Origin of the sequence: Pelorhabdus rhamnosifermentans (genome assembly GCF_018835585.1) — a bacterium.
Taxonomy (GTDB): Bacteria; Bacillota; Negativicutes; order UMGS1260; family UMGS1260; genus Pelorhabdus; species Pelorhabdus rhamnosifermentans.
Genome location: NZ_JAHGVE010000002.1, coordinates 118,436 through 142,421 on the forward strand (window position 1 = coordinate 118,436; position 23,986 = coordinate 142,421).

The following is a 23,986-nucleotide window of genomic DNA, read 5'->3' on the forward strand; positions in this document are numbered from 1 at the left end:
ATGGAGTTGAACGAACCTTATGGAAAATCGGACGATCTATTTAATAAGGCATGGCAGTATTCAAACTGCAGATGATCAGCACCGTTATATTGGGCAAGTCGATTTGCCATTAAATGAAGTCGGTGTGGGGCAAGCGCAGGTGTTACAGCAAAGATTTGAACATGCCTCGATTCATTCCATCTATTGTAGCGATCTTTTTCGCTCACAGCAAACGGCTGAAATTATTGCTACTCATAAGAAGGTTGTTATTACGGCTCGCAAAGATTTGCGGGAAATTAATCTCGGAGAATGGGAAAATCGTACCTTCGCTGAGATTATGCAACGATTTCCTCAGCAATTTAAAGCGCGTGGGAAAGATATTGGCTACTATTGTATACCAGGTGGTGAGAGTTTTGCTCAGTGCAGTCAAAGGGTTGTTGCTGCTTTTCATGACATTATGAATAATTCTCATGGTAATATTTTGATTGTCGGTCATGCTGGTGTTAATCGGCTGTTATTATGTCATATGCTTGGCATACCCATTGGAAATCTTTTTCGAATTAGCCAAGATTTTGGATGTCTTAATATTATTCATTGTAATCATACTCACTATCGTTTACAATTAATGAATTTCAAATAAAAGACAACAGATTGGGATTTTGTTGAGCTGTGCTAAAATAAAAATTTTAGTACGGTTTTTTTTTGTATAATTTACTTTGGCATTTTCAGGATTTCCTGATGAATGGCGAGGATCGTTTGTCCATATGTAATGCCAGGGACTGCCCATTTGCCATTCAAGCCTTGCCAAGTTTTTATTTTACCGTAAGAAGGCGTTTTTCGTAGTAATGCATAACGAGGGTCGACAATGTTCATTGTTGGAGCAATTGACGTTGTATAACCTTTCAAATGTTGAATTTGTGCCCGAATGCCCAGACGTGGCTGGGAAAACTGAGCACCCTTGATACCCTTGCCAGTGGTTCCCAGACCGGCATAATTATTTTGGATGGCAATGACATCGCCGCCATAATGAAAAAAACCAGTTTCATGCAGAGATTGAGCCAACGCGATGTCCGGGCGGATACCTTCTCGAAACCCTTCTTCATAAAAAATATTGACAAGCTCTTGAGGGGAGATTACTAATTGTGGTAGAGGATTTTTGCTTAGGAGATAGTTTAAACATTGTTGTTTCGTGGCCATTGGTTTACCTAAAATAGATAGATCAAAATGATAAAGATCCTTTAGTTTGAATGTTGTTGATGAAATAGGTGGATATTTTGTTTGGAATGCTAAGTAAGCGGAATGAGTCATTATTCCAAATCCAATAAAGAGGATAGCGAATAGTAGGACGAGTGTCTTTCGTTGTGGCATTGAGGTTCTCCTTTACAAACAATATTGAGAAAATTCATAAATGATAGCGAATGAAGCTGTTGTCGGGAATGATAAGATTTTGTAAATATTTCATCGGATTGATAAAAAGGATGATATGAAGTAAAAAACGTGTTAGAATTATGAGTGAAAGTTTATCATGCATCTTGATATAGTGATGGTATGATTGTTATAGAAAAATAACCTTAGAGGATAGTGAATATGACTAACAGTGCTGCAGGTATTCAACGCATGAGTTTAGATGATTTTGCGAATACTTTACCAGGTGTAGTTTACCAATTTTGTGTATTAAAAAATGGCGAACGCAAACTTTTATATATAAGCGGCGGTGTAAAAGAACTTTTTGGGTGCTCACCTCAAGAGGCTTATGATGATTTTAATATTATTATAGCGCAAATTCATCCCGAAGAGCGTGAATTACATCAAAAATCAATTTGCCATGCTACGCACAAATTACTTCCCTGGAGTGTTGAACGTCGTTTAAAGTCAGTTGAAGGTAGAGATAAGTGGATTGAAATCAAAGGGGTGCCTAAGAAATTAGCTGATGGAACTGTTCTTTGGAATGCCATGATTTTAGATATTTCTGAGCGTAAAGAGATGCAGGCCGAAATTGAGATTTTAAGTACGCGTGATGTTTTAACTGGCCTCCCCAACCGGTCTTTTTTTTCTGAACAACTTCGTATTGCACTGCAGCATACGAAAGAAAATCCTGATCACTTGTTTGCTGTTTTAATTATTGGTTTAGATCAATTTTCGGTTGTCAATGACAGCCTCGGTCATAATCAAGGGGATATTTTGTTGCGATTAGTAGCCCGACGATTGATAAGTAGTGTAGCGGCTGGTGATACAGTTGCTCGGTTTAGTGACGATAAATTCTTGATTCTATTACACGAAGTCGAAAATATGCAGCATGCCATTTATATGGCTGAGCAGATTCGGCAGTCCTTTGAAGCACCCTTTATTTTAGGTCCTCATCGCATGTTTATGACTGTAACGATTGGCGCTGTCTTAAGTGCAACTGACGGTAAAGAAGCAGGTGATATGCTGCGCAATGCTCATAGTGCATTGGATAGAGCCAAGCGTAATAATCGAGGTGGAATTGAAATATTTAAGGCAGAAATGTATAATAATGCGCTAAACACGTTGAAATTGCATTCGGAATTAAGGAATGCTATTGAACATAACCAATTTTTCCTTCATTATTTACCCATTGTATCACTCAAGAGTGGTAGAATTATGGGAGTTGAAGCCCTCATCCGTTGGCAGCATCCACAACGCGGAATCGTTCCCCCAAATGAATTTATTCCTGCAGCAGAGGAAACCAGTCTTATATCTAAGATTGGCACCTGGGTGTTAGAAAAAGCTTGTCAGGATGTGCAATCATGGCACAAGTTGGGCTTTCGCCATATTCGATTGGCTGTTAATTTTTCAGCCCAACAATTTATTACGAAAGATGTGATCCATCTTTTGGAAGTGATGTCTACTTATAATATTATTCCGCAAATGTTGGAACTGGAAATAACCGAGCGAACTGCCATGCTCAATACGGGACAAACTCGTCCCATTTTGGAGGAATTGCACGATATGGGTATTGGCATATCTATCGATGATTTTGGTACAGGCTATTCTTCGTTAAGTTATTTAAAGCGTCTTCCATGTCATGTTCTTAAAATCGATAAATCTTTTGTAAATGATATTACGGATGATCAGGATGCGGCAATTATTGCCAAAACTATTATTGCCATGGGGCACACCCTCGGACTATCTGTTATTGCCGAGGGTGTTGAGCGACATGAGCAACTAAAGTTGCTTAAATCTTTTGGGTGCGATGAAATGCAGGGATTCTTTTTTAGTCGTCCTGTTTCTTCAGAGCAAATGATTGAGATGTTACAAAGAGAAAAGTCCATATGAAAGGGGTTTTTATGGTTAAATTATTAGCAATTTTTACAAATCGGCAATTTCAGAATATTGCTCTTTCACATTTTAGTACTACCCTTGGCATGAATTTGCTTATTCCCATTTTGCCTGTCTTTTTACAAAGCAAAGGATTCGCTGAAACTCAAATTGGTTTGATTATGGGGGCCACTGCAGCCAGTGCCCTTTTTATTCGTCCCTGGGTAGGTGTTCAAGTCGATACGAGAGGTAGTCGTCCGCTTATTTTAGTGGGACAGTTGCTTCTTATGCTATCAATGATTGGGTTTTTATGGGCAACCAATTTTCTTTCCTTTTTTATGTTAAGAGTATTGTTTGGTTTTGCTTTGGCTTTTTATGGTACAGGGGCTGTTACTTTTGCTAGTAGTATTGGAACAGGAGAAACTAATTCCAATTCGATTGCCATGTATACTTTGACAACGATGATAGGCCTCGGCATGAGTATGAGTTTGGCTCAAGTTGCTTTTGATACATTTGGTTTTTTGACCTTAGTAAGTATGGGTTTTGTTCTAATTGGTTTGGCTTTTGGGGTCATGAGGTTTCGAGCACATTCTGTGAAGATGTCTGGAAATAGTAGTCAGCGTGTTCCTTTCCTTGTTGTGCTCAAGGCCAGAACTGTATTGGCAACCCTGTTTTGTCAGTTTGGTGCCAGTTTTTCTTTTGGTGCCGTTTTTACTTTTGTCCCGCTGGCTGCGCTTGATTGTGGCATTCAATTTTATTCACTATTTTTTATTGCCTTTGCGGTTTCAGTTATTGGTTCGCGTTTTTTTGTGCAACAAGTCAATGAATTGTTTGGTTTAGAAAAAGCTTCTGTTTATGCGGGAGTTATCATGATTGTTGCACTTGTATTGCTACTTGTGAAGATTTCAGCGATTATTCTTGTTTGTGCGGGGCTGTTGTTTGGTTTAGGATTTGGTATTGTTTTTCCTTCACTTGTGTTGATTTTGGTACAGCGAATTAGTCAAACTAATCGTGGTACTGCTCTTGGTATACTGATTGCAGCTGGGGATATCGGTAATGCCTGTTCTACGGCTATATTAGGTGGTGTTGCAGAGCATTTTGGCTATTTTGCTTTGTTCTTGACGACAGCTTTCATTTTAGTTTTAGGCGTTTATGGTTTTTATCGGATTATTTCAAAAGAGTTTGCTGTACATTCTCATGTTGTGGCACACTCATAGCGGATTTGATTGGGTCTTTCTAAAGTCTAATATATTATTTGGATATTAAATTTTATAAAGAGTTCTAACCAATTTTCGCTTGGTGCACAGTCAGTAATGATATAATTAATATCAAAAAAATCACAAAACTTTATAAATGCAGTTTTATTAAATTTAGTATGGTCTGCAAGCAGGATGAATTTTTCCGCTTGTTTGACCATACTTTTTTTTAATTCGCTCTCAGGTTCGTTAGATTCCATAATGCCTTTATCAAGGGATAATCCTTTACAACTCATTACAGCCATATCTACGTAATAATTTTGAAGTGTATCATGAGCGACGGGTCCTACTAATGCTAAGGAATGTGCGCGGAGTGTTCCTCCAGTAGAAATAATATTAAAGTTTGAGTTGACAAAGTTATAGGGGATTTTAATTGAATTTGTAATAATTGTAAGACCCTTTTTGTCTTGAAGGGCTTCCATTAGTTCTAGGCACGTACTGCTAGTATCCATCATGATAGTATCACCATCATTAATTAGCTCAGCAGCTTTTAAAGCAATTTTCTGCTTCAGTTCACGATTGATCGATTCTCTTTTAGGAAAGGGTAGATCTTCATTTGTATGTTGAGTGAGGACAGCTCCACCATAAGTACGAGTTAGTTTATTTTCAATTTCTAATTTTTCCAAATCACGACGGATGGTTTCTTCTGTGACATCAAACAAGTGGCTTAATTTAGATACATATATTTTTCTGTCCTTTTGAATCAAATCAACAATTTTTTGTCGACGTTCCATACCAAGCATGCGGTATTCCTCCTTGTATCTGTTTTTTAGTGTCAAAACTACAATTAATCACATTTTTAAGTATAGCTGGAGTTTATAAAAAAGCAAATCCTACGAAATATTAAGTGCTGAGTAAACATAAAACAAACACAAAAGAAGATAAACAAATAAAATAAAAGATAAAACGTATGAAATGCAGCAATGAAATGTTGACAAAAAAGAAAAACGCGTTAAAATAAAAGGTGAAGATTCATTCAAAAATAAATATTCTCATAAATCGGAGGGATTACAAGGAACAATCACCACTCTTTTAAACATATGGAGTTTAGTCTAATTATTTTTTTTCTAGGATGGATTATTTCTGCTTTTATAAGTGTTAGCGTCTGTTATTTAAAATATAAAAGAGAAAAACAGAAAATACAAACAAGGTGGGTTTGTGTTGGAAATGAAATGTGAAAAGAAGAAAATTTACTATTTGGCCATAGATATCGGTGCCTCAAGTGGTCGGCATATTTTGGGCTGGATAGAAAATGGGAAAATTCGTATTGAAGAGATATATCGTTTTGAAAATCGTTTGGAGGAAAAAGACGGTCATCTGTGTTGGGATTTAGACAGGCTATTCCAGGAAGTCGTACAGGGACTGCAATATTGTAAACAGCTTAATCGCATACCACTGAGCATTGGCATCGATACCTGGGGTGTTGATTTTGTTTTACTAGACCAAGCGGGCAAAGTTTTGGGTAATGCCATTGCTTATCGGGATGGTCGAACGCAGGGGATGGATACAGAGGTTTATAAAGTCATCAAAGAGGAAGAGCTCTATCGTCGTAATGGCATACAAAAGCAGCTTTTTAATTCTGTATATCAATTGGTGGCTTTGCAGAAGCAACAGTCAGATTTTCTGAATAAAGCTCAAAATTTTATGATGATTCCGGAATACCTGAATTTTCTCCTGACAGGCGAGAAGAAAAATGAATATACCAATGCAACGACAACTCAATTGGTCAATGCGCAAACGCAGGATTGGGATAATGAATTGATTGAGCAGTTAGGTCTGCCACGGCGGATTTTCGGGAAGCTGCACATGCCGAAGTCTTCGGTTGGGTATCTTTTGCCGGAAATCCAAAAAGCTGTTGGGTTTGATGCCGAAGTTGTTCTTCCGGCAACGCATGATACGGGTTCTGCAGTTTTAGCTGTACCGGCCAATGATGATCATTCCATTTATTTGAGTTCAGGAACATGGTCCCTCATGGGCGTCGAACGTCTTATCCCGGATTGTACGGAAAAGAGCCGACAGCATAATTTTACGAATGAAGGTGGCTATCATTATCGCTATCGGTATTTGAAGAATATTATGGGGCTTTGGATAATGCAGTCCATACGCAAGGAGTTCAAACATGCCTACAGTTTTGCCGAGTTGTTTACCCTTGCAGGTATAGGCAGTTATTTTCCTTCCATTGTCGATGTGAACGACTCATCTTTCCTCGCACCGAAGAGCATGATCAGGGCTGTACAGGACAATTGTGAAAAAACAGGGCAGGAAAAACCGGAAACCGAGTGTGAGCTGCTTTACTGCGTTTATAACAGCTTGGCTAAATGTTACGCAGATACGGTGGCGGAAATCGAGGAAGTTACCGGAAAAGTTTATCAGCGTATCCATGTTGTCGGTGGCGGCTGCCAGGACAGTTTCTTGAATAAGCTTACGGCCGAATATACAGGTAAGGATGTCTATGCTGGACCGATTGAAGCGACGGCGCTTGGGAATCTTATGGCGCAAATGCTTAAGAATGATGAATTTTCTGATCTTATCGAAGCACGAGAAACTATCGCCAAATCATTCAATGTGAAAAAAGTATAGATTTGAATGTCATCAAAAATGACCCAAGATTATCTTGCAGATTTTTAGAGGAGGGTGAATCATATGTCAAGATTTAGTGAGGCAAAAGAAATGTATCAGGAAATGGGGGTAAATGTTGATGACGCTGTGGATAGGCTGTCAAAAGTAAAAATTTCTATGCATTGTTGGCAGGGCGATGATGTTATCGGTTTTGATTCGAAAGAACTTACCGGCGGTATCGCAACAACGGGTAATTATCCGGGAAAGGCCACAAACTCGCAGCAGCTTATGGCAGATATCGACAAGGCCCTGAGCCTCATCCCCGGAAAGCATAAAATCAATCTGCATGCATCTTATGCAATTACAGAAGACAAAGTAGAAAGAGATAAACTTGAGCCGAAACACTTTCAAGCATGGGTGGATTTTGCTAAAGAGCGCGGTTTGGGTTTGGATTTTAATCCGACTTTGTTCTCGCATGCCAAAGCCGCGGATAATTTGACGCTTTCCTCGCCGGATGAATCGACTCGAAGATTTTGGATCGATCACTGTAAAGCAACACGCAAAATAGCCGCTTATTTTGGCAAGAATCTCGGGTGTACGGCATTGAATAATGTATGGATTCCAGATGGCTATAAGGATATTCCTGCCGATCGTCTTGGGCCACGAAAGCGTCTAAAAGATGCCTTAGATGAAATTTTTCAAGAAAAATATGATAAAAAATATCTGGCAGACAGCGTGGAATCAAAAGTTTTCGGGATTGGCGTAGAATCCTATACGGTAGGATCACATGAATTTTACATGAATTATGCGGCAAAGAATAATCTGCTCTGCTTACTGGACACCGGTCATTTCCACCCGACCGAAGTGGTTTCGGATAAGATTTCTTCGATGCTTCTCTTCGAAGATCAGCTGGCTCTTCATGTCAGTCGTCCGGTGCGCTGGGACAGTGATCATGTTGTCTTATTCGATGAGGAACTCAAGGAAATTGCGAAAGAGATTGTGCGTTGTGATGCACTGGATCGTGTATTCATCGGGTTAGATTTCTTTGATGCAAGCATCAATCGCATATCTGCCTGGGTTGTCGGCATGCGCAATATGGAAAAGGCGTTGCTCTATGCGCTGCTTATGCCGCATAAAGTATTAAAGAAAATGCAGGATGAGAAGAATTTCACAGAACTTATGGCAACGATGGAAGAATTAAAGACACTTCCGATTGGCGACATTTGGGATCATTACTGTGAACAGCAGGGGGTTCCGCAGGGAAAAGCCTGGTTCAAGGAAGTACAAAAATACGAAACGGATGTTTTAAGGAAACGTTAAAAGGGGTTTGAAAAAATGGACATAAAGAATGCAGGATTTATACAAGGTTTTATTCGCCTTACAGAAGATGCTTTTCGCAAGGGATGGCATGAAAGAAACGGTGGAAATTTAAGCTACCGTATTAGGCCGGAAGAAATTGAAACAGTAAAGACAGAATTAAAAGCGCCGGAAGAATGGGTTTCGATCGGTGTTTCTGTGCCAAAGCTGGCTGATGAGTATTTTTTGGTGACTGGCACCGGAAGGTACATGCGCAATGTCAGCCTTTGTCCGGAAGACAATATTGCCATCATCAAGATTGATAAAGCAGGCGAAAAATACAGTATTGTTTGGGGACTTGTCCATGGTGGTCGCCCGACGAGTGAACTGCCGACCCATCTTTCCAATCATGAACTAAAGAAAGAACTGACCCATGGCAAGAACAGGGTTATTTATCATGCGCATCCCACGAATACCATTGCACTGACCTTTGTCTTGCCGCTAGAAGATAAAGTATTTACGCGGGAACTGTGGGAAATGGCAACGGAAGATCCGGTTATTTTTCCGCGTGGAGTCGGTGTTGTGCCATGGATGGTTCCGGGCGGCAAGGCGATTGCTGATGCGACCAGAAAACTGATGCGGGAATATGATGTTGCCGTGTGGGCGCATCATGGCATGTTTGTTACGGGAGAAAACTTTGATGAAGCTTTCGGGCTAATGGACACCGTGGAAAAAGCGGCAGAAATCTGCGTTAAAGTGCGTTCTATGGGCGGCAAGAAACAAACGATTACCAGTCAGAATTTTAAGGATCTTGCCCGTGATTTTCAGGTTGATTTGCGTGAAGAATTTTTGGACTAAGGAGAAAGGGGAAGGAGATAAAGAAGTCTTATCTCTTTCCGTATCTTTATCTAATTGTTACTTTACATCTTGAATTGTTTGAATTATCAAGTTTATCGGTAATTAAAAATATTCATAACGAAAAGGGGGAAACAACATGACAACACAAGAACCTTCAGCATGGAAAAAAACAATTATTGCTGCTATGACGAGTTATATTGATGCTGGTTCTATTGTAGCTGGAGCTGCTGGCTTGAGTTTATGGCAAAAGTATCTAGGGATGGATGGGACCCAGTTGGGGCTTTTGGGGGCATTGAGTTCAAATGCGGGCTCCGCTGCTGTGGGGGCATTAATTGGCGGCCGCCTTTGTGATAAATATGGGCGCAAATTTGTTTATACCTATGATTTGCTTGTTTATATTATCGGGATGTTGTTCATTGTATTTGGCGTGAACTACGCGATGCTCTTAGGCGGCTATATTATTGTAGGCTTGGGTGTGGGTGCTGATGTCGTGGCATCGTGGACCATGATTGCGGAAGAAGCTCCAGCAAAAAATAGGGCAAAACATTGTGGTTCCGCTCAGTTTGCCTGGGCGCTTGGGCCGGCGGTCGTTTTGATCTTAGCGGTTTTAGTAAATGATTTAGGTTTATTGGGAAACCGTCTTATCTTTGGACACTTGATTCTTGTTGCAGCCTGGGTTTGGTATCAGCGGCTGCAGATGCCCGAGTCTAAAGATTGGCAGGAGGCAAAGGAAAAAGAAAATGAATTGATTGCCGAAGGACGTGTGGAGAAGACATCATATAGTGTGTTGTTTAGCGGAATTAATTTTAAAACCGTATTATTTCTTTGTGGGGTTTATTCTATCTGGAATTTATGTGCAAGCACCTGGGGATTTTTTATGCCTTATATCTTTGAACATGTTGGCAATCTTTCCAATGCGACAAGCAATGCTTTACAGGTTGGTTCGTTTGTGATGTCAATTTTAGCAACGTTTTTTATCTTTATGGGCCTGGGCGATCGTGTAAGCCGTCGACTTATGTATTTTGTCATTGGAGGGATTTATGTTCTTGCCTGGTCTATGTGGCTCTTGCCGCCGGAATCAATGACAATGGGAATGGTTTTTGCCTTTACGGCATTTGCTGGGATTAATAACGGATCAGGTCAGCAAGCCTTTTATCAGCTTTGGTGCAGCGAACTTTTTCCTTCACGTTATCGTGCGACGGCGCAGGGCTTTACCTTCTTTGTTACGCGATTTGCCGCTGCAGTCTGGGCATTTGCTTTCCCGATTATCATGGAAAGTTTAGGCTTCAAATATGCTGTTATGCTTATGGTCATTTTCGCTGCGGTTAGCCTGCTCATTGGGACAATTGGAGCACCGGATACGCGCGGTAAGACGCTTGAACAGATCGAAGAAGAACGTTATGGGACAAAATCTTCGGCAGGATTATATGTTGGTGCGAAATAAAGAAGAGCATAAAGGGGATTGTAAAATTATGGAAAGGTTTGCCTGGAAGGCGATTGTTCATGAAGGGAAAATTGCGGAATATAAAAAGCGTCATGATGAAATTTGGCCAGAAATGAAGCAGGTCCTGAAAGACTCTGGCATTTGCAATTATTCCATTTGGAATATTGGCAACGAAGTGTTTGGCTATTTTGAGTGTGAAAAAGGCGTGGTGTTTGCGGAAAAGCATCAAGCGGAAAGTCAGATTGTCGGGAAGTGGAATGAATATATGAAAGACGTTATGACAATGGTCATGGACCCGGAGACGGGAGCGCAGCCAAAAATGAGAGAAGTATTCTATTTGAAATAGTAAATATCTTAAAAATTTCAGCCATTCGGTGAAAGACGCAAAATCACAGGTTTCAGTGAAGGCTGTCTTATCGAACTTGGAATGTTCAGCGAGCAAGATGGATTCTATTAAGCATAATAAAAATATGAAAGAGGGGACCTGTTATGATTAATCGTATTGTGTTAAATGAAATGTCTTATTTTGGACCGGGTGCTATTCGTGTCATTCCCGAAGAAGTGGTAACAAGAGGGTTCACGAAAGCTCTTGTGGTAACAGATAAGGATTTATTAAAGTTTCATGTTGCACAAAAGGTTATTCAAGTACTTGAAAATGCCGGAATATCTTATGAAATTTATGACAATGTAAAGCCCAATCCAACTATCGAGAATATTCAAAGTGGTGTTAGAAAATTTGCTGATTCCAAAGCGGATTTTATTCTCGCCATTGGGGGGGGATCTTCCATTGATACAGGCAAGGGAATTGGTATTGTCACCAATAATCCAGAGTTTGCAGATGTAAAATCCCTTGAAGGAGTAGCTGCTACTAAAAATAAGAGTGTACCGATTATTGCTGTTCCAACTACTGCGGGTACAGCAGCCGAAGTTACGATTAATTATGTCGTCACTGATGAACATGCAGTAAAAAAAATGGTTTGTGTTGACCCGAAAGATATTCCCGTGTTGGCTGTCATTGATCCGGAAATGATGATGTCCATGCCAAAAGGGCTTACTGCTGCAACGGGTATGGATGCCCTTACTCATGCCATTGAAGGTTATTTGACAAAAGGGGCATGGGTATTGACAGATATGGTTGAGTTGCAGGCCATGGAACTCATTGCCAAACATCTTGAGAAAGCTGTTTTTTCACCTCAGAACATTGAAGCAAGAGACGGCATGGGAACTGCTCAGTATATAGCAGGCATGGGTTTTTCTAATGTAGGGCTCGGTATTGTTCATTCTATGGCTCATTCGTTAGGGGCTATTTATGACACGCCGCACGGCGTTGCGAATGCCTTGCTATTGCCTTATGTCATGGAGTATAATGCACCGGCTACAGGTGAGAAATATCGTGAAATCGCCCGGAAGATGGGAATAAAAGATGTAGATAATATGAATTCTGCTGAATATCGCCAGGCGGCGATTCAGGCGGTGGTTACCTTGTCTCGTAATGTTGAGATTCCACAAAAACTGGTAGACATTGGTGTAAAGGAAGAAGATCTGCCTAAACTTGCTAAATTGGCTTATCAGGACGTATGTACTCCAGGTAATCCCCGCGATACTTCAGAAGCTGAAATATTAGGAATTTATCAGAAGGCATATAAATAACTATTTCTCTGTGCATAGCAAAAAGAGCGTTGATAAAATTTATATATAGTAAAAGTATATAAACGGTTATATGAAATGCGGGAAGAGGTAGTATAGACAAAGAATCCTTCTTGGAGCGTAACTTATAATCGGGAAGCTAATACTACGGTTCGTTTATTGATAGTATTCTAAATATACTTTGACTAAATTTGTGAGGTGATACTATGAATTGTGATAAAATCGGAAAATTAATATATAATTTGCGGAAGGAAAAAAATATGGCACAAAAAGAAATTGCTGACTTAATGAATATCAGTGACAAGACCATAAGTAAATGGGAACGTGGCCTTGGCTGTCCGGATGTATCATTACTTCCTGAATTATCGCAAATACTTGGAGTCAATATTGAAGAAATTCTATTAGGCAAGATTGAGTCAAATGAAAGAATTGGAGGAAATATGAAAAAACTTAAATTTTATGTCTATCCTCAGTGTAATAATCTCATGACAGCTACAGGAGATGCTAATATTTCATGTTGTGGAAGAAGATTAGAAACCATTAGTTGCAGCAAAAGCGTATGAAAATCATTTACTGAACATTGAGCCTGTAGAAGATGAACTGTATATTTCATCTTCCCATGAGATGGAAAAAACGCATTATATATCTTTTGTTGCCTACGTTACAGGTGATAAGGTTTTTATTGCAAAGCAATATTCTGAGTGGAATATGCAATTTCGTATTGCGGGCACAGAAAGGGACGAAGTATGATATCTCATTCGTTATTCATGATATCCTATTTCGCCCCTTTGATTTTTTTTGAGCTTATCGTTACCGTTGGATTGAAAGTAGTCCTATTTGATTAAATTTGGGAATAAGCTTATAATAAAATTCTGTTAAGCTTTTATTTATTAACTACATAATCATAATAAATGAAAGTGGTTGATAAAATGTATACATTGGAAAATGAAACAATACGTATTTCAATTAGAGAGTATGGTGCGGAACTTCGGGAAATTACGGGTAAAAAGGAAAATACACAATATCTTTGGAATGGGGACCCTAAGTATTGGAAATATAGCTCACCTGTTTTGTTCCCTATTGTTGGTCAGGTTGTAAATTCCATATATCGAGTGAATGGGAAGTCTTATCAGTTACCCGCGCATGGATTTGGAAGAATATCAGATTTTACGGTAATTCGTCAAACCCAAAAGTTGATTACATTTGAATTGAAGTATTCAGAAGAATCCTTGAAACTTTATCCTTATCGTTTTGTACTGCAAATTACCTATACCATTGGTAAAGATTTAGTGAAAGTTGATTGGAAGGTCAAGAACCTGGATGATAAAAATATTTATTTTTCTATAGGTGCACATCCTGCATTCATGTGTCCGATTAATCCGAACGATCATCTTGAAGATTGTTATTTGGAATTTAATCAAGTGGAAGATACTGAAATTATGAAGATTACACCGGAATGTTATTGTTCACATGACAGGGAAATGTATTTAAAACATACGAAAAAGTTACCACTTTCTCGGGATATTTTTAAAAATGGTGTGTTAATTTTTGATCAATTAAAATCCGATACAATCACAATCCGGTCAAAAAATGATTCACGAACACTAAGTGTACGGGCAAAAAAATTCCCATATTGGGGTATTTGGTCAAAAGAAACGGGTGCTCCATTTGTTTGTATTGAACCTTGGCATGGTCATTTTGATTATGCTGATTTTACTGGAGACTTTAGTGAAAAAGAAGGTAATTGTCAATTGACTCCAGGAAGAGCATTTCAATGCAGTTATGAAATGATTATCGGACAATAGAAAAGTGCACGAGATAATTGATTTTCAATATCTCGTGCACTTTTTTATTGTTTATTAATTTCTTAGTGTTAAATATTCAATAATGAGTCTTGATAATATAAAGTAGAGAACGAGAAGCGCTGGCGGATAGTGAATTTGTCAAAAGGGAATTCAATGAAAACGCTTCCGAAAACTGAAAACAAAAATTAATTTGAATATAATACAATATGGACAAGGTTAATAAATAAAACTTAACAGTGAAATAAACAAAACTTATGTGAGTGAGGTCTTATTAATGAAAATAGCAATTGCCGCCGATAAAAAAGGCAAGGTATTAAAAGAGCAAGTCAAAGCATTTTTAGCAGAGCATCATTATGAAATGATGGATCAATCTTCTCCGGATATTTTTGTTTCTACAATTAATATCGTAGAAGCAATAAAAAACAAGACAGCAGATAAAGGCATTGTAATTGATGAATATGGTGTTATACCATTTATGATTGCCAATAAAAATCATGGTATAATCTGTGCCGCTGTTTATGATGATTATACTTCAAAAATGACAAGAAGGCATAATGCTACGCAAATTATTACGTTAGGTTCAGCTATTTCGGCAGAAAAAATTGCTTGTCAATTAGCTTTGAATTTTTCTGAATCTGAATATGACGGTGGCAGACATCAGGCTCGGATTGATATGTTAAACAGAATGGTATAAAAAGAATGGGGGATAAGAAAATGAAAATTGCAGTTGGTTGTGATCATATCGTTACAGATATTAAGGATAAAGTTGTAAAATATTTAAAAGAAAAGGGACACGAAGTTGTAGATTGTGGAACATATGATTTTGTTCGTACACATTATCCGATTTTCGGTAGAAAAGTTGGGGTAACTGTTGCCAAAGGTAAGGCGGATATGGGAGTATGTATCTGCGGTACGGGTGTAGGAATTAATATGGCAGCAGAAAAAGTAAAGGGCGTACGTGGAGCATTGGTCAGAGATGTACAGACTGCCGTTTATGCAAAAGAACAACTTAATGCAAATGTTATCGGCATGGGTGGTAGAGTCGTCGGTCAAGGTACAATTGAATATATACTAGATGCCTTTATTGATGCAGAATATAAACCGACCACTGAAAATCGAGCGCTGATCAAGAAAATCAATGGGTTGATCGGTAAAAATGACACGATGGAAAACGATGCAATATTCGATGAAATTCAGAAAAAATGGGATGAAGGATTTTACCATGATTAAGGTATGAAGCAGGAGGAGGAGCGGAGATGTCAAAGCAGCAATTATTCCAAGAAGATTTAATATTTCAAGAAAATTTTAGAAGTATGGATGAAGCTTTGGCTATAATGGCCAAACGGCTTGTTCAAGCAGATTTGGTGAAAAACTCTTATGAAGAATCGATAAAGGAACGGGAAAAGGAATTTCCGACGGGCCTTGATTTAAGCGTTATCGGAACAGACCTGCCTAATATTGCCATTCCGCATACTAACCGTGAGCATTGCAAAGCAACAAAAGTGATATTGGTGAAGCTGAATCAAGGGGGTATATCTGTTGGCAATATGATCAATCCATTGCAAGAGTTACAAAATGTACGATACTTATTTATGATCATTAATGGTGCAGATAGCGAACAGACCGGTATTCTGAGTAAAATTATGGAGTTTGTGACAAATGCCGATAATATTAAAGCATTAGAAAAAGCGGAGAACATAAGAAGTCTTTATAAAGTTGTTAAAAGCTATACACTATAAATGGATAATTAATAAGGAGGCATCATCATGATTAAGGTTTTAGCGGCTTGTGGAGCAGGAGTTAATTCAAGTCATCAAATTAAAAGTGCCATTGAAGAAGAGATGAGCAACCGTGGCTATCAAATACAGGCTGATACTGTAATGGTCAAAGATATTACAGAAGAACTGCTTTTGAAATATGATATTCTCACGCCAATTTCAACACCGGATTTAGGATTCAAAATCAATATTCCGATTGTAGAGGCGGGACCCATCCTATATCGGATTCCGACGATGAGTCAACCAGTATTTGATAAATTAGAAGAGACTATTAAAAGTCTAAATAAGTAATAAAAAAGTAAATATTATGCAGATTCATTGACTAGAATTTATAGCAGGGGTGAAGTTTTAATGGAGGCATTAATTTCGTTTTCTAATCAATTTTTTAAACCAATTTTGTCGTTAGGCGGCCCACCGGTAATGTTTATCGTGTTGACTTTACTAGCCCTAATCATGAAGGTGAAATTCGCACGTGCATTAGAAGGCGGTATGAAATTAGCCATTGCCCTCACGGGGATGGGGACAGTCATTGGTATTTTAACTGGCGCATTTGCCCCCGCATTACAAGGATTTGTAAAATCTACAGGGATTCAGTTATCAATTACAGACGTTGGTTGGGCACCACTTGCAACGATTACCTGGGGTTCTGCATATACCTTGTATTTCCTAATGCTTTTGGTTATTTTGAACATCGTTATGCTTGTAATGAATAAAACAAATACACTGGACGTAGATATTTTTGATGTTTGGCATCTATCTGTAGTTGGATTACTTGTTATGTATTATTCCAATAATAATTTATTCCTTGCTTCACTTTTAGTTCTGTTTATCGGTGTACTCAAGTTTATCAATTCAGATTTGATGAAACCGACATTTAATGAATTAGTAAATATGCCGGAATCCAATCCGACGACGACAACTCATTTGAACTTTATGTTTAACCCGATTGCGATGGTATTGAATAAAGTTTTTGATATTTTCTTACCGTTCATCGATAAATACGATTTCGATGCAGCAACTTTGAATAAAAAAATTGGTTTCTGGGGCAGTAAGTTTGCTATTGGTTGTTATTTAGGGGTATTTGTTGGTATTTTAGGTCAACAGGAATTAAAATCCATTTTCAGTTTAGCATTTACGGGCGGCGTTTGTTTGGAATTATTTTCTTTTATGGGCAGTTGGTTTATCGCAGCTGTTGAACCGCTATCTCAGGGAATTACAAATTTTATGAGTAAAAAATTTGCTGGCAGACAATTCAATATCGGTATTGACTGGCCATTCTTAGCATCCAGAGCAGAAATTTGGGCAGCAGCAAATGTACTTGCGCCCATTATGCTGATTGAAGCATTGTTTTTGCCAGGCAACGGTGTATTACCATTAGGTGGTATTATTGCTATGGGGATGACTCCATCCTTATTGGTTGTAACGAGAGGTAAGATGATGCGTATGATCATTATTGGGGCTTTAATGTTACCTGTATTCTTATTAGCAGGTACTGCAATTGCAGAATTTGCAACAAAGACAGCTCTTGCAGTAGGGGCATTTCCTCCGGGGATAGCGGAAACCCAGATGATTACGCACTCTACATTAGAAGGACCTGTAGAAAAATTCATAGCTATTGCAGTTGGTAAATTCGGTGGTAACATGACAATTGAAAATGCAATCAAAATGGTAACTTCTTTAGTTGTTTATTTAGGCTTATTCGTTTGGTATGCAAAACAAATGAAAAAAAGAAATATTGAATTAGCAGCAAAAAAACAAAATTAAATGTTTTAAGCGAATAAAGAAAGTGGGATAACGATGAAATTAAAAAATACGAAAGAACTGATTTTAGATGCACAGAAGAACGGCTATGCTGTTCCGGCATTTAATATTCATAACCTTGAAACGATTCAAGCCGTTTTAGAAACGTGTGAACAATTAAAATCCCCGGTTATTTTGGCAGCTACTCCATCTACAGTAGATTATGCCAACAAAGAATATCTCATTGCAATTGTGCAAGAAGCAATGGAAAAAGTAACAATTCCGCTTGCTTTTCATCTGGATCATTTTGAAAATGTAAAAGAGATCAAATCAACGGTCGCAAAAGGCTGCCGTTCTGTCATGATTGATGCATCGAAACATCCGTTTGAAGAAAATATTGCAATTGTAAAAGATGTCGTGGAGTTTGCACATGCTTGTGGTGCTACTGTAGAAGCAGAATTGGGTAAGCTTGGAGGTCAGGAAGACAATATTAAAGTCAATGAAAAAGACGCATTTTTTACTGATCCGAGTGAAGCCGTTGACTTTGTGAAACGGACAGGAATTGATACCTTGGCTGTAGCAATTGGAACCGCACATGGCTTGTATAAAAAAGAACCAAAATTAGATTTTGAACGTCTGGATAAAATACGTCAGGTTATTGATATTCCGCTGGTATTGCATGGCGCTTCGGGTGTTCCATTTAAGGCGGTACAACAAGCGATAAAGTTAGGCATTTGTAAAGTCAATATTGCTACGGAATTGAAGATTCCATTCTCGTCTGCAATAAAAGACTATTTTAATAAACATCCGGATGCTTCTGATCCAAGAAAATATTTAGTCCCTGCGAAAGAAGCAATGGCCAAAGTTGTAGAAGAAAAAGTAAAAATGTGCAAGAGTGCTCAGCGAGGTTGACTATGATTACAGTACTTACACTGAATCCATCTATTGACCGTTCCTATGTGTTGGATGATTTCGTAATCGGAAAAGTTCAACGTGCTAAAAGTGTCATTGCCACAGCAGGCGGAAAGGGACTCAATGTTTCAAGGGTTGTCCATTGTCTCGGAGGAAAGGTCTGCTGCTTGGGATTTTTGGGCGGTTTTACCGGAGGTTTTATTAAGAAAGAAATTGAGGCAGCGGGATTAATCAATCACTTTACTCCAATTCATGGAACATCTCGAATTTGTATGAATTTTAGAGAGAAAAATGGAACTTCTACTGAGTTGCTTGAAACCGGACCGGAAATTATGCCGGATGAAATGAAGCAATTTGAACAAGAATTACAGACTGTATTAAAGGATACAAAAATTCTAGTTGCTTCAGGCAGTTTGGCTCAAGGGGTTCCAACAGATTATTATGGAAAAATCTCCAAAATTTGTTCAGAGCAGAATATAAAGTTTATTTTGGATTCTTCAGGTGAAAGCTTGCGCGTAGCAATCAAAGATAGACCATTTCTGATAAAACCTAACCAAGAAGAACTCGAATATATTACAGGAATCTCTGTTAAAACTGATGAAGATGTATTTTTAGCTTCTTCAAAGGTTTTGGAAATGGGAGCGGAAAATGTCTGTGTATCGTTGGGCAAGCAAGGCATGATGTTAAATGGGAGTCTGGGAAGATTTTTCGTTCATATTCCAGCAGTAAAAGCTGTTAATACAGTTGGCTGCGGAGATTCGCTTGTTGCCGGTTTGGCCTATGCGTTGCATGAGGATTACAATATTCTTGAGATGTTAAAATTTGCGAGTGGTTGCGGAATTTCAAATGCATTGCATAAAGGCGTAGGTCAGATAGATCCTGTGCAAGTAGCTTCATTTGCGAAGCAAGTAACAATAATCCCCTATGTCAATATAAAATAACGAATGAATAATGGTGAAGTGCCCAGAGGGATCAGATGAGGTTGCGGCGATTCATGCGATAGTTGAACTATATGTGTCACTCGGATGTGTTAGAAAAAAATGATTTACAAGGGAACGGCTATTTGTTTAGTAAAAACAAATAGCCGTTTTTGGCATTAAGATTATTTCAGAAAACACATGGTGAAAAAATAGTGATTTTTACTTGAGCTTACCAATGGATAGGTTAACTTTATAATTTCCATAAAGCAATATGGTATCAAGTATTTCATTTAGCTCTTTTTGATTAGCAGCATTTGCTTTTAGCCAATAGCATCCTTCTCCACTTACTCGATATGCTTCTAGAATAGCACTACTTTCCAATAAAAAATGCTGAAAATTGTCATGGTTAGATGAATTCATAAATACTGTAATAAAAGCGGATATTGGTCTGCATAATTTTTCATAATTAAGATTGATGGTAAAGGCTTCAATAATTCCGTCGTCCTGCATATGACGAATGCGTGTGGCTACTGCTTGTCCCGTTAGATGAACGATTTTTCCGATTTCCTGCCATTGCATACGGGAATTTTTTTTTAGGCATTCTAAAATTTCTCGATCTGTTTGGTCAGTCATTTGGCTAATTCCTTTCATCATGTAAGAGATAAAGGCTATCTTCTTACAGGGTTCAATAGGCTTTAAATAACTTAAATGTTACAATAATCCTAGGGAAATTCATGAAGGGAGTGACTATGATTGGAAGTCCAACTTTTACGTCATGCCACATTGCTTATTGTAATAAATGGGAAAAGGCTGTTAATTGATCCAATGTTAGGTCAAGCTGGGGTAATGCCACCTATTCAAAATTCTCCAAATCCTCAACGAAATCCTCTTGTTGACTTAAATATTCAGTTAGACTTGCAAAAGGATATAGATGGGGTATTACTTACTCATACTCATAAAGATCATTTAGATGAGGCGGCAATTCAACAATTACCCCGAAATAAACCAATCTTATGTCAACCAGAAGACAAAGATAAGTTGAAAAGATTAGGATTTTTAGAAGTGTATCAAGTTGTTGAAACGTTTAGCTGGGAAGGAATTGTCATACATCGTACTGGCGGACAACATGGAACAGAGGAGATTGCTGCACAAATGGCTCCTGTTTCTGGCTATGTCTTACAAACGTCAAAAGAACCTGTCTTATATATTGCTGGCGATACGATTTATTGTGAGGAAGTTTCCAATGCGTTGACTCAGTACCAGCCGAGTGTAGTTGTAGTTAATGCTGGAGGAGCTAGGTTTATTAGCGGTGATCCTATTACAATGACAGCTCAAGATGTTGTTAAGGTTTGTCGGAATGCTCCAAAATCAAAAATCATTGTCGTACACATGGAAGCCATTAATCATTGTCTTGTATCAAGAACTGACTTGTGTGCTTATCTGCAACAGGAAGGGTTAGTTGATCAAGTGCTTATTCCTATGAATGGAGAGAAGATCACGGCACTAAAATAATCGATTCTAAGCCCGTAAAGTCATAACAAATACAATGGATGAGTATTCCGATATTGATTTGGTAAATTGGGCGTGGTGATAATAATTCTTAATAGTAATGACATTCATTATGGCGAAACTCCATGTAAGCATTTGATTTATTATTTTGATTTATTATATAGTAAAAGTAGACTTTCCTTTCAGTAAGATATTTCTTATTGATAATAATTCAAACTATTGAATTCGCTCTACAACATGGATTATGCGACATTCGAAATTCTGCCTATTATTACCCCGGAGCAAGCAAGCGATTCCACACGGGATATCGCTTTATTTCTTTGTCTCAGTTTCATACCATTTTTGCAATTTTCTCATCATAAACTGCATGAATGAAAAAATAAGATATATATATTTTACTTACAACTTTCCTAAATATATAATAAGGCCATCAAGAAAATAAAAAAGTGGATGGTGATTATCATGTCGATTGTTAAACTTATGCAATCTTTGCATGTATCGGAATCTAGCGTAAACCAAGATTGCATAGATAAAAAAATTAACTATTATCAAAATGAACTAGAAAAATTGGGGTTTAAGACCAAATGCGAGGAGGGTTTTATAAATCTTACATTAACCAAAACCATTGGTGCAAATAAAGACAATATTTTTGTTTGCATAAGATTAGATGCAACTGGCTATAAGGATATTTCAATCTCCTTACAGCGCGATAATTTCGTTTACAGACTGCCAAACTTTTATGGTTCTTCTGAATCTTTGTTTGCAGCTATTAAGGAATTAAATAGATCCGAAACGAAAGTGGCATAAAACAAGACAAATCGTAAATCTAAAATAGGTTGTAATACAGCTCTACTGATCATTGATAGGTAATGTATTTCTATTAATCACAGTTTTAAGTGCCTATAGTGGGTTCTAGGTGCCCATGATTCACGTCTACCCCTATAATGTATAGATATTAATTTATTGAACACATATTATGATTAAGCCAGCTTTAGTTGATTTGTTAACTAAGGTTGTTTTTTTTGATCGTTACCTGAATCGGAATTGGCACCGGCTGGATTGGAATATTAACCGAAAATGTTAGTTAAAGATGTGGTATTATGCTTACGCAAACAAGTACCCCCTTTTCTTAACAATAAAGAAAAGGGGGTAGGTAATACGGATTAAATACTGAATCGAATGAAAAACGTCGTGCCCTGATTGCTTGTTTTAACCTGGATATCAGCCTGATGCCGTTGGGCAATTCTATAACACATCGGTAATCCTAAGCCAGTTCCGTTATCCTTGGTTGTCAAAAAGGGTTTACCTAAATTATTCAGAATGTGGTCAGGGATGCCAGGGCCTTTATCGCTCACTGATAGAATGACTTTGTCTTTGTCCATGAATGTGCATATATTTAGTCTGCCGCCCGTTGGCATCGCTTCTAAACCATTACGGACTAAATTTAGCAGTAGTTGTCGAATTTCATTTTCATCTAATTGCTGTTCAGGTATTTCCGCAAGATTATGAGTTACGTCTGCCGCTGATGCAATGGCCTCAGCTTGAATAAGCGGCATTAATGATTTGATGATACTATTGAGGCAGCATTTTTTGAAGTCAGACCGTTTTTCCCTTGCCATGCAAAGATATTCGCGGATAATTGAATTTGTTCTGTCAAGTTCTTGGATCATTAATTCAAATTGATCCAGATAGAGAGAAAATTCTTTTTTGTTCATTAATAACTGCAAATATCCTCGTACAGTTGTCATTGGGTTTCGTATCTCATGAGCTACGCTGGCAGCCATCTCTCCTACCGTATTTAACCTATCAGCCCGTAAGGCAATTTGCTCGAGGCTCTTTCGGGAGGTGATGTCGCGAATAATACCTTCCAAGGCCAGTAGTTTGCCATCCTTGCCATAAATAGGAACACAGGTCTGTTCAACCCATATCGTATTTTTATCTTTGCGAGTTAAACGAAATGAATGAGGCGAGTGGTCTAAGCGGGCCGGATTATTGATGAAGTGGTAAAACATCGTGAAATCTTCGGGATATATCAAATTCAACAAGAGATTTGCATCGGCATAGAATTCTTTGGGAGTATAACCGGTACAAGAATAAATGGAAGGGCTTATGTATTCAAGTTTGGGTGTTGGCATAAGTTGATAACGGTAAATGCTATCGACAGCATTTTCTGCTAATAATCGATAAATAGCTTCTTTATTAATCAGATCTTTTTCAAAATATACTAACAAGGTGGCAATGGCAACAAAAAGTCTTAGAAAACTTTCAATTAAATATCCCCATGGCAAAAACCATGCCTCGTCAATTAAGAAGGGCATGTCTAAAGAATGAATTCCCCAGAATATAAAGCCATATCCAAGGAGTAGTTTACTTATACTTCTTAACTGCAAATGGCGCATGAAGGTTATCCCTAGCCATATGCCTGTAATTCCGCCAAAGAAGGTGCAAGGTAAGAGACGATACACGAAAGGCAAGTGCATGATTGAAAACATGCACCCCAGCAGAAAGAGGCCTGTTGCAGCATAGAGCCATCGTCTGTTTACCGGTTTGCCAACGAATAGATAGGTACCCTGTACAAATATTAAGAGAGCACCAAATGTTATGCCTTGAAAGCAGCTAAACCAACCTAGCGATTGCACCCAATCAAGCATACCGGAATCAAAAAAAATATTGCGCAGTAAAAGGAGTAAGCAGCTTAAAATCCAAAAGCCGAAATAGCGTTCACGATAAGCGGCATAAAGGTAGGTATAAATTAGTATCATCAATACTGTCCCTATTATCGAACTAAATATAGATAGAATAAAATAATTCATGATATCATCCTCTGCTAAATACCTGTTTTAGCGTTTAACACAATTATTCATCGTTCCTGTTATGGCATATAATGTGAACAATTCGATATTATCCAACAATTCCCTTCTGAAAAGCTATAGCGGAATTTATATAAGGAGTTCCGCTTGTAGTACAGAATAAGTTTTATATTTGTTCTTCTACTTGACAATGA

24 protein-coding genes are annotated in these 23,986 nt (G+C 38.2%); 20 read left to right on the top strand and 4 right to left on the bottom strand.

Annotated elements, in window-relative coordinates:
* Positions 1 to 19 precede the first annotated feature (19 nt).
* Positions 20 to 619, top strand: a complete 600-nt coding sequence (gene cobC, locus Ga0466249_RS03775) for an alpha-ribazole phosphatase (RefSeq protein WP_215828098.1) — start codon at positions 20 to 22, stop codon at positions 617 to 619.
* Positions 620 to 690: 71 nt separating this feature from the next.
* Here cobC and Ga0466249_RS03780 read toward each other — a convergent pair whose 3' ends face one another.
* A complete protein-coding gene (locus Ga0466249_RS03780; protein ID WP_215828099.1) occupies positions 691 to 1,347 on the bottom strand; it encodes a glucosaminidase domain-containing protein in 657 nt (218 codons plus the stop codon).
* 219 nt (positions 1,348 to 1,566) lie between these two features.
* Here Ga0466249_RS03780 and Ga0466249_RS03785 point away from each other — a divergent pair, with 219 nt between their 5' ends.
* Positions 1,567 to 3,276 (top strand): bifunctional diguanylate cyclase/phosphodiesterase, encoded by a 1,710-nt coding sequence (locus Ga0466249_RS03785; protein WP_215828100.1) that lies wholly within the window; start codon positions 1,567 to 1,569, stop codon positions 3,274 to 3,276.
* A gap of 11 nt (positions 3,277 to 3,287) precedes the next feature.
* Positions 3,288 to 4,475 carry an MFS transporter gene (locus Ga0466249_RS03790; protein ID WP_215828101.1) on the top strand — a complete coding sequence of 396 codons (1,188 nt, stop codon included), beginning with the start codon at positions 3,288 to 3,290 and terminating at the stop codon, positions 4,473 to 4,475.
* A 26-nt stretch (positions 4,476 to 4,501) separates the two neighbouring features.
* Here the strand turns inward: Ga0466249_RS03790 and Ga0466249_RS03795 are convergent, their stop codons facing one another.
* Entirely contained in the window at positions 4,502 to 5,257 is a 756-nt protein-coding gene (locus Ga0466249_RS03795; RefSeq protein ID WP_215828102.1) for a DeoR/GlpR family DNA-binding transcription regulator, read from the bottom strand.
* A gap of 424 nt (positions 5,258 to 5,681) precedes the next feature.
* Here Ga0466249_RS03795 and rhaB point away from each other — a divergent pair, with 424 nt between their 5' ends.
* The 15 genes from rhaB to pfkB all read left to right on the top strand — a co-directional run bounded on the left by rhaB (position 5,682) and on the right by pfkB (position 19,494).
* A complete protein-coding gene (rhaB, locus tag Ga0466249_RS03800) occupies positions 5,682 to 7,094 on the top strand; it encodes a rhamnulokinase (protein ID WP_215828303.1) in 1,413 nt (470 codons plus the stop codon).
* Between the two features lie 63 nt (positions 7,095 to 7,157).
* Positions 7,158 to 8,393 (top strand): L-rhamnose isomerase, encoded by a 1,236-nt coding sequence (locus Ga0466249_RS03805; protein WP_215828103.1) that lies wholly within the window; start codon positions 7,158 to 7,160, stop codon positions 8,391 to 8,393.
* A 15-nt stretch (positions 8,394 to 8,408) separates the two neighbouring features.
* Positions 8,409 to 9,227, top strand: coding sequence for a rhamnulose-1-phosphate aldolase (rhaD, locus tag Ga0466249_RS03810; RefSeq protein ID WP_215828104.1), 819 nt, complete (start codon positions 8,409 to 8,411; stop codon positions 9,225 to 9,227).
* A 136-nt stretch (positions 9,228 to 9,363) separates the two neighbouring features.
* Positions 9,364 to 10,671, top strand: coding sequence for an MFS transporter (locus Ga0466249_RS03815; protein WP_215828105.1), 1,308 nt, complete (start codon positions 9,364 to 9,366; stop codon positions 10,669 to 10,671).
* A gap of 28 nt (positions 10,672 to 10,699) precedes the next feature.
* The gene (locus Ga0466249_RS03820) at positions 10,700 to 11,017 is read left to right on the top strand and encodes an L-rhamnose mutarotase (protein WP_215828106.1); all 318 of its coding nucleotides are present in this window, start codon (positions 10,700 to 10,702) and stop codon (positions 11,015 to 11,017) included.
* Between the two features lie 143 nt (positions 11,018 to 11,160).
* Entirely contained in the window at positions 11,161 to 12,321 is a 1,161-nt protein-coding gene (fucO, locus tag Ga0466249_RS03825; protein WP_215828107.1) for a lactaldehyde reductase, read from the top strand.
* Positions 12,322 to 12,524: 203 nt separating this feature from the next.
* Entirely contained in the window at positions 12,525 to 12,881 is a 357-nt protein-coding gene (locus Ga0466249_RS03830) for a helix-turn-helix domain-containing protein (protein WP_246588430.1), read from the top strand.
* Positions 12,882 to 13,247: 366 nt separating this feature from the next.
* The gene (locus Ga0466249_RS03835) at positions 13,248 to 14,123 is read left to right on the top strand and encodes an aldose 1-epimerase family protein (protein WP_215828108.1); all 876 of its coding nucleotides are present in this window, start codon (positions 13,248 to 13,250) and stop codon (positions 14,121 to 14,123) included.
* Between the two features lie 274 nt (positions 14,124 to 14,397).
* A complete protein-coding gene (locus Ga0466249_RS03840) occupies positions 14,398 to 14,817 on the top strand; it encodes an RpiB/LacA/LacB family sugar-phosphate isomerase (protein ID WP_215828109.1) in 420 nt (139 codons plus the stop codon).
* Between the two features lie 20 nt (positions 14,818 to 14,837).
* Positions 14,838 to 15,353: a galactose-6-phosphate isomerase subunit LacB gene (gene lacB, locus Ga0466249_RS03845; protein WP_215828110.1), complete on the top strand. Its 516-nt coding sequence runs from the start codon at positions 14,838 to 14,840 to the stop codon at positions 15,351 to 15,353.
* A gap of 26 nt (positions 15,354 to 15,379) precedes the next feature.
* Positions 15,380 to 15,862 carry a PTS sugar transporter subunit IIA gene (locus Ga0466249_RS03850; RefSeq protein ID WP_215828111.1) on the top strand — a complete coding sequence of 161 codons (483 nt, stop codon included), beginning with the start codon at positions 15,380 to 15,382 and terminating at the stop codon, positions 15,860 to 15,862.
* A gap of 27 nt (positions 15,863 to 15,889) precedes the next feature.
* Positions 15,890 to 16,192, top strand: a complete 303-nt coding sequence (locus Ga0466249_RS03855) for a PTS sugar transporter subunit IIB (protein ID WP_215828112.1) — start codon at positions 15,890 to 15,892, stop codon at positions 16,190 to 16,192.
* 60 nt (positions 16,193 to 16,252) lie between these two features.
* The gene (locus Ga0466249_RS03860) at positions 16,253 to 17,665 is read left to right on the top strand and encodes a PTS galactitol transporter subunit IIC (protein WP_215828113.1); all 1,413 of its coding nucleotides are present in this window, start codon (positions 16,253 to 16,255) and stop codon (positions 17,663 to 17,665) included.
* A gap of 33 nt (positions 17,666 to 17,698) precedes the next feature.
* On the top strand, positions 17,699 to 18,553 hold the full coding sequence (locus Ga0466249_RS03865) for a tagatose bisphosphate family class II aldolase (protein ID WP_215828114.1): 855 nt from the start codon (positions 17,699 to 17,701) through the stop codon (positions 18,551 to 18,553).
* 2 nt (positions 18,554 to 18,555) lie between these two features.
* A complete protein-coding gene (gene pfkB / locus Ga0466249_RS03870; protein ID WP_215828115.1) occupies positions 18,556 to 19,494 on the top strand; it encodes a 1-phosphofructokinase in 939 nt (312 codons plus the stop codon).
* A gap of 198 nt (positions 19,495 to 19,692) precedes the next feature.
* Here pfkB and Ga0466249_RS03875 read toward each other — a convergent pair whose 3' ends face one another.
* Positions 19,693 to 20,106, bottom strand: a complete 414-nt coding sequence (locus tag Ga0466249_RS03875; protein WP_215828116.1) for an Lrp/AsnC family transcriptional regulator — start codon at positions 20,104 to 20,106, stop codon at positions 19,693 to 19,695.
* Positions 20,107 to 20,226: 120 nt separating this feature from the next.
* On the opposite strand from Ga0466249_RS03875, the gene Ga0466249_RS03880 reads away from it, so the two are divergent.
* Positions 20,227 to 20,985, top strand: coding sequence for an MBL fold metallo-hydrolase (locus Ga0466249_RS03880; protein WP_215828117.1), 759 nt, complete (start codon positions 20,227 to 20,229; stop codon positions 20,983 to 20,985).
* A gap of 459 nt (positions 20,986 to 21,444) precedes the next feature.
* Positions 21,445 to 21,789 carry a hypothetical protein gene (locus tag Ga0466249_RS03885; RefSeq protein WP_215828118.1) on the top strand — a complete coding sequence of 115 codons (345 nt, stop codon included), beginning with the start codon at positions 21,445 to 21,447 and terminating at the stop codon, positions 21,787 to 21,789.
* Between the two features lie 356 nt (positions 21,790 to 22,145).
* Here Ga0466249_RS03885 and Ga0466249_RS03890 read toward each other — a convergent pair whose 3' ends face one another.
* On the bottom strand, positions 22,146 to 23,795 hold the full coding sequence (locus tag Ga0466249_RS03890; protein ID WP_215828119.1) for an ATP-binding protein: 1,650 nt from the start codon (positions 23,793 to 23,795) through the stop codon (positions 22,146 to 22,148).
* Positions 23,796 to 23,986 lie beyond the last annotated feature (191 nt).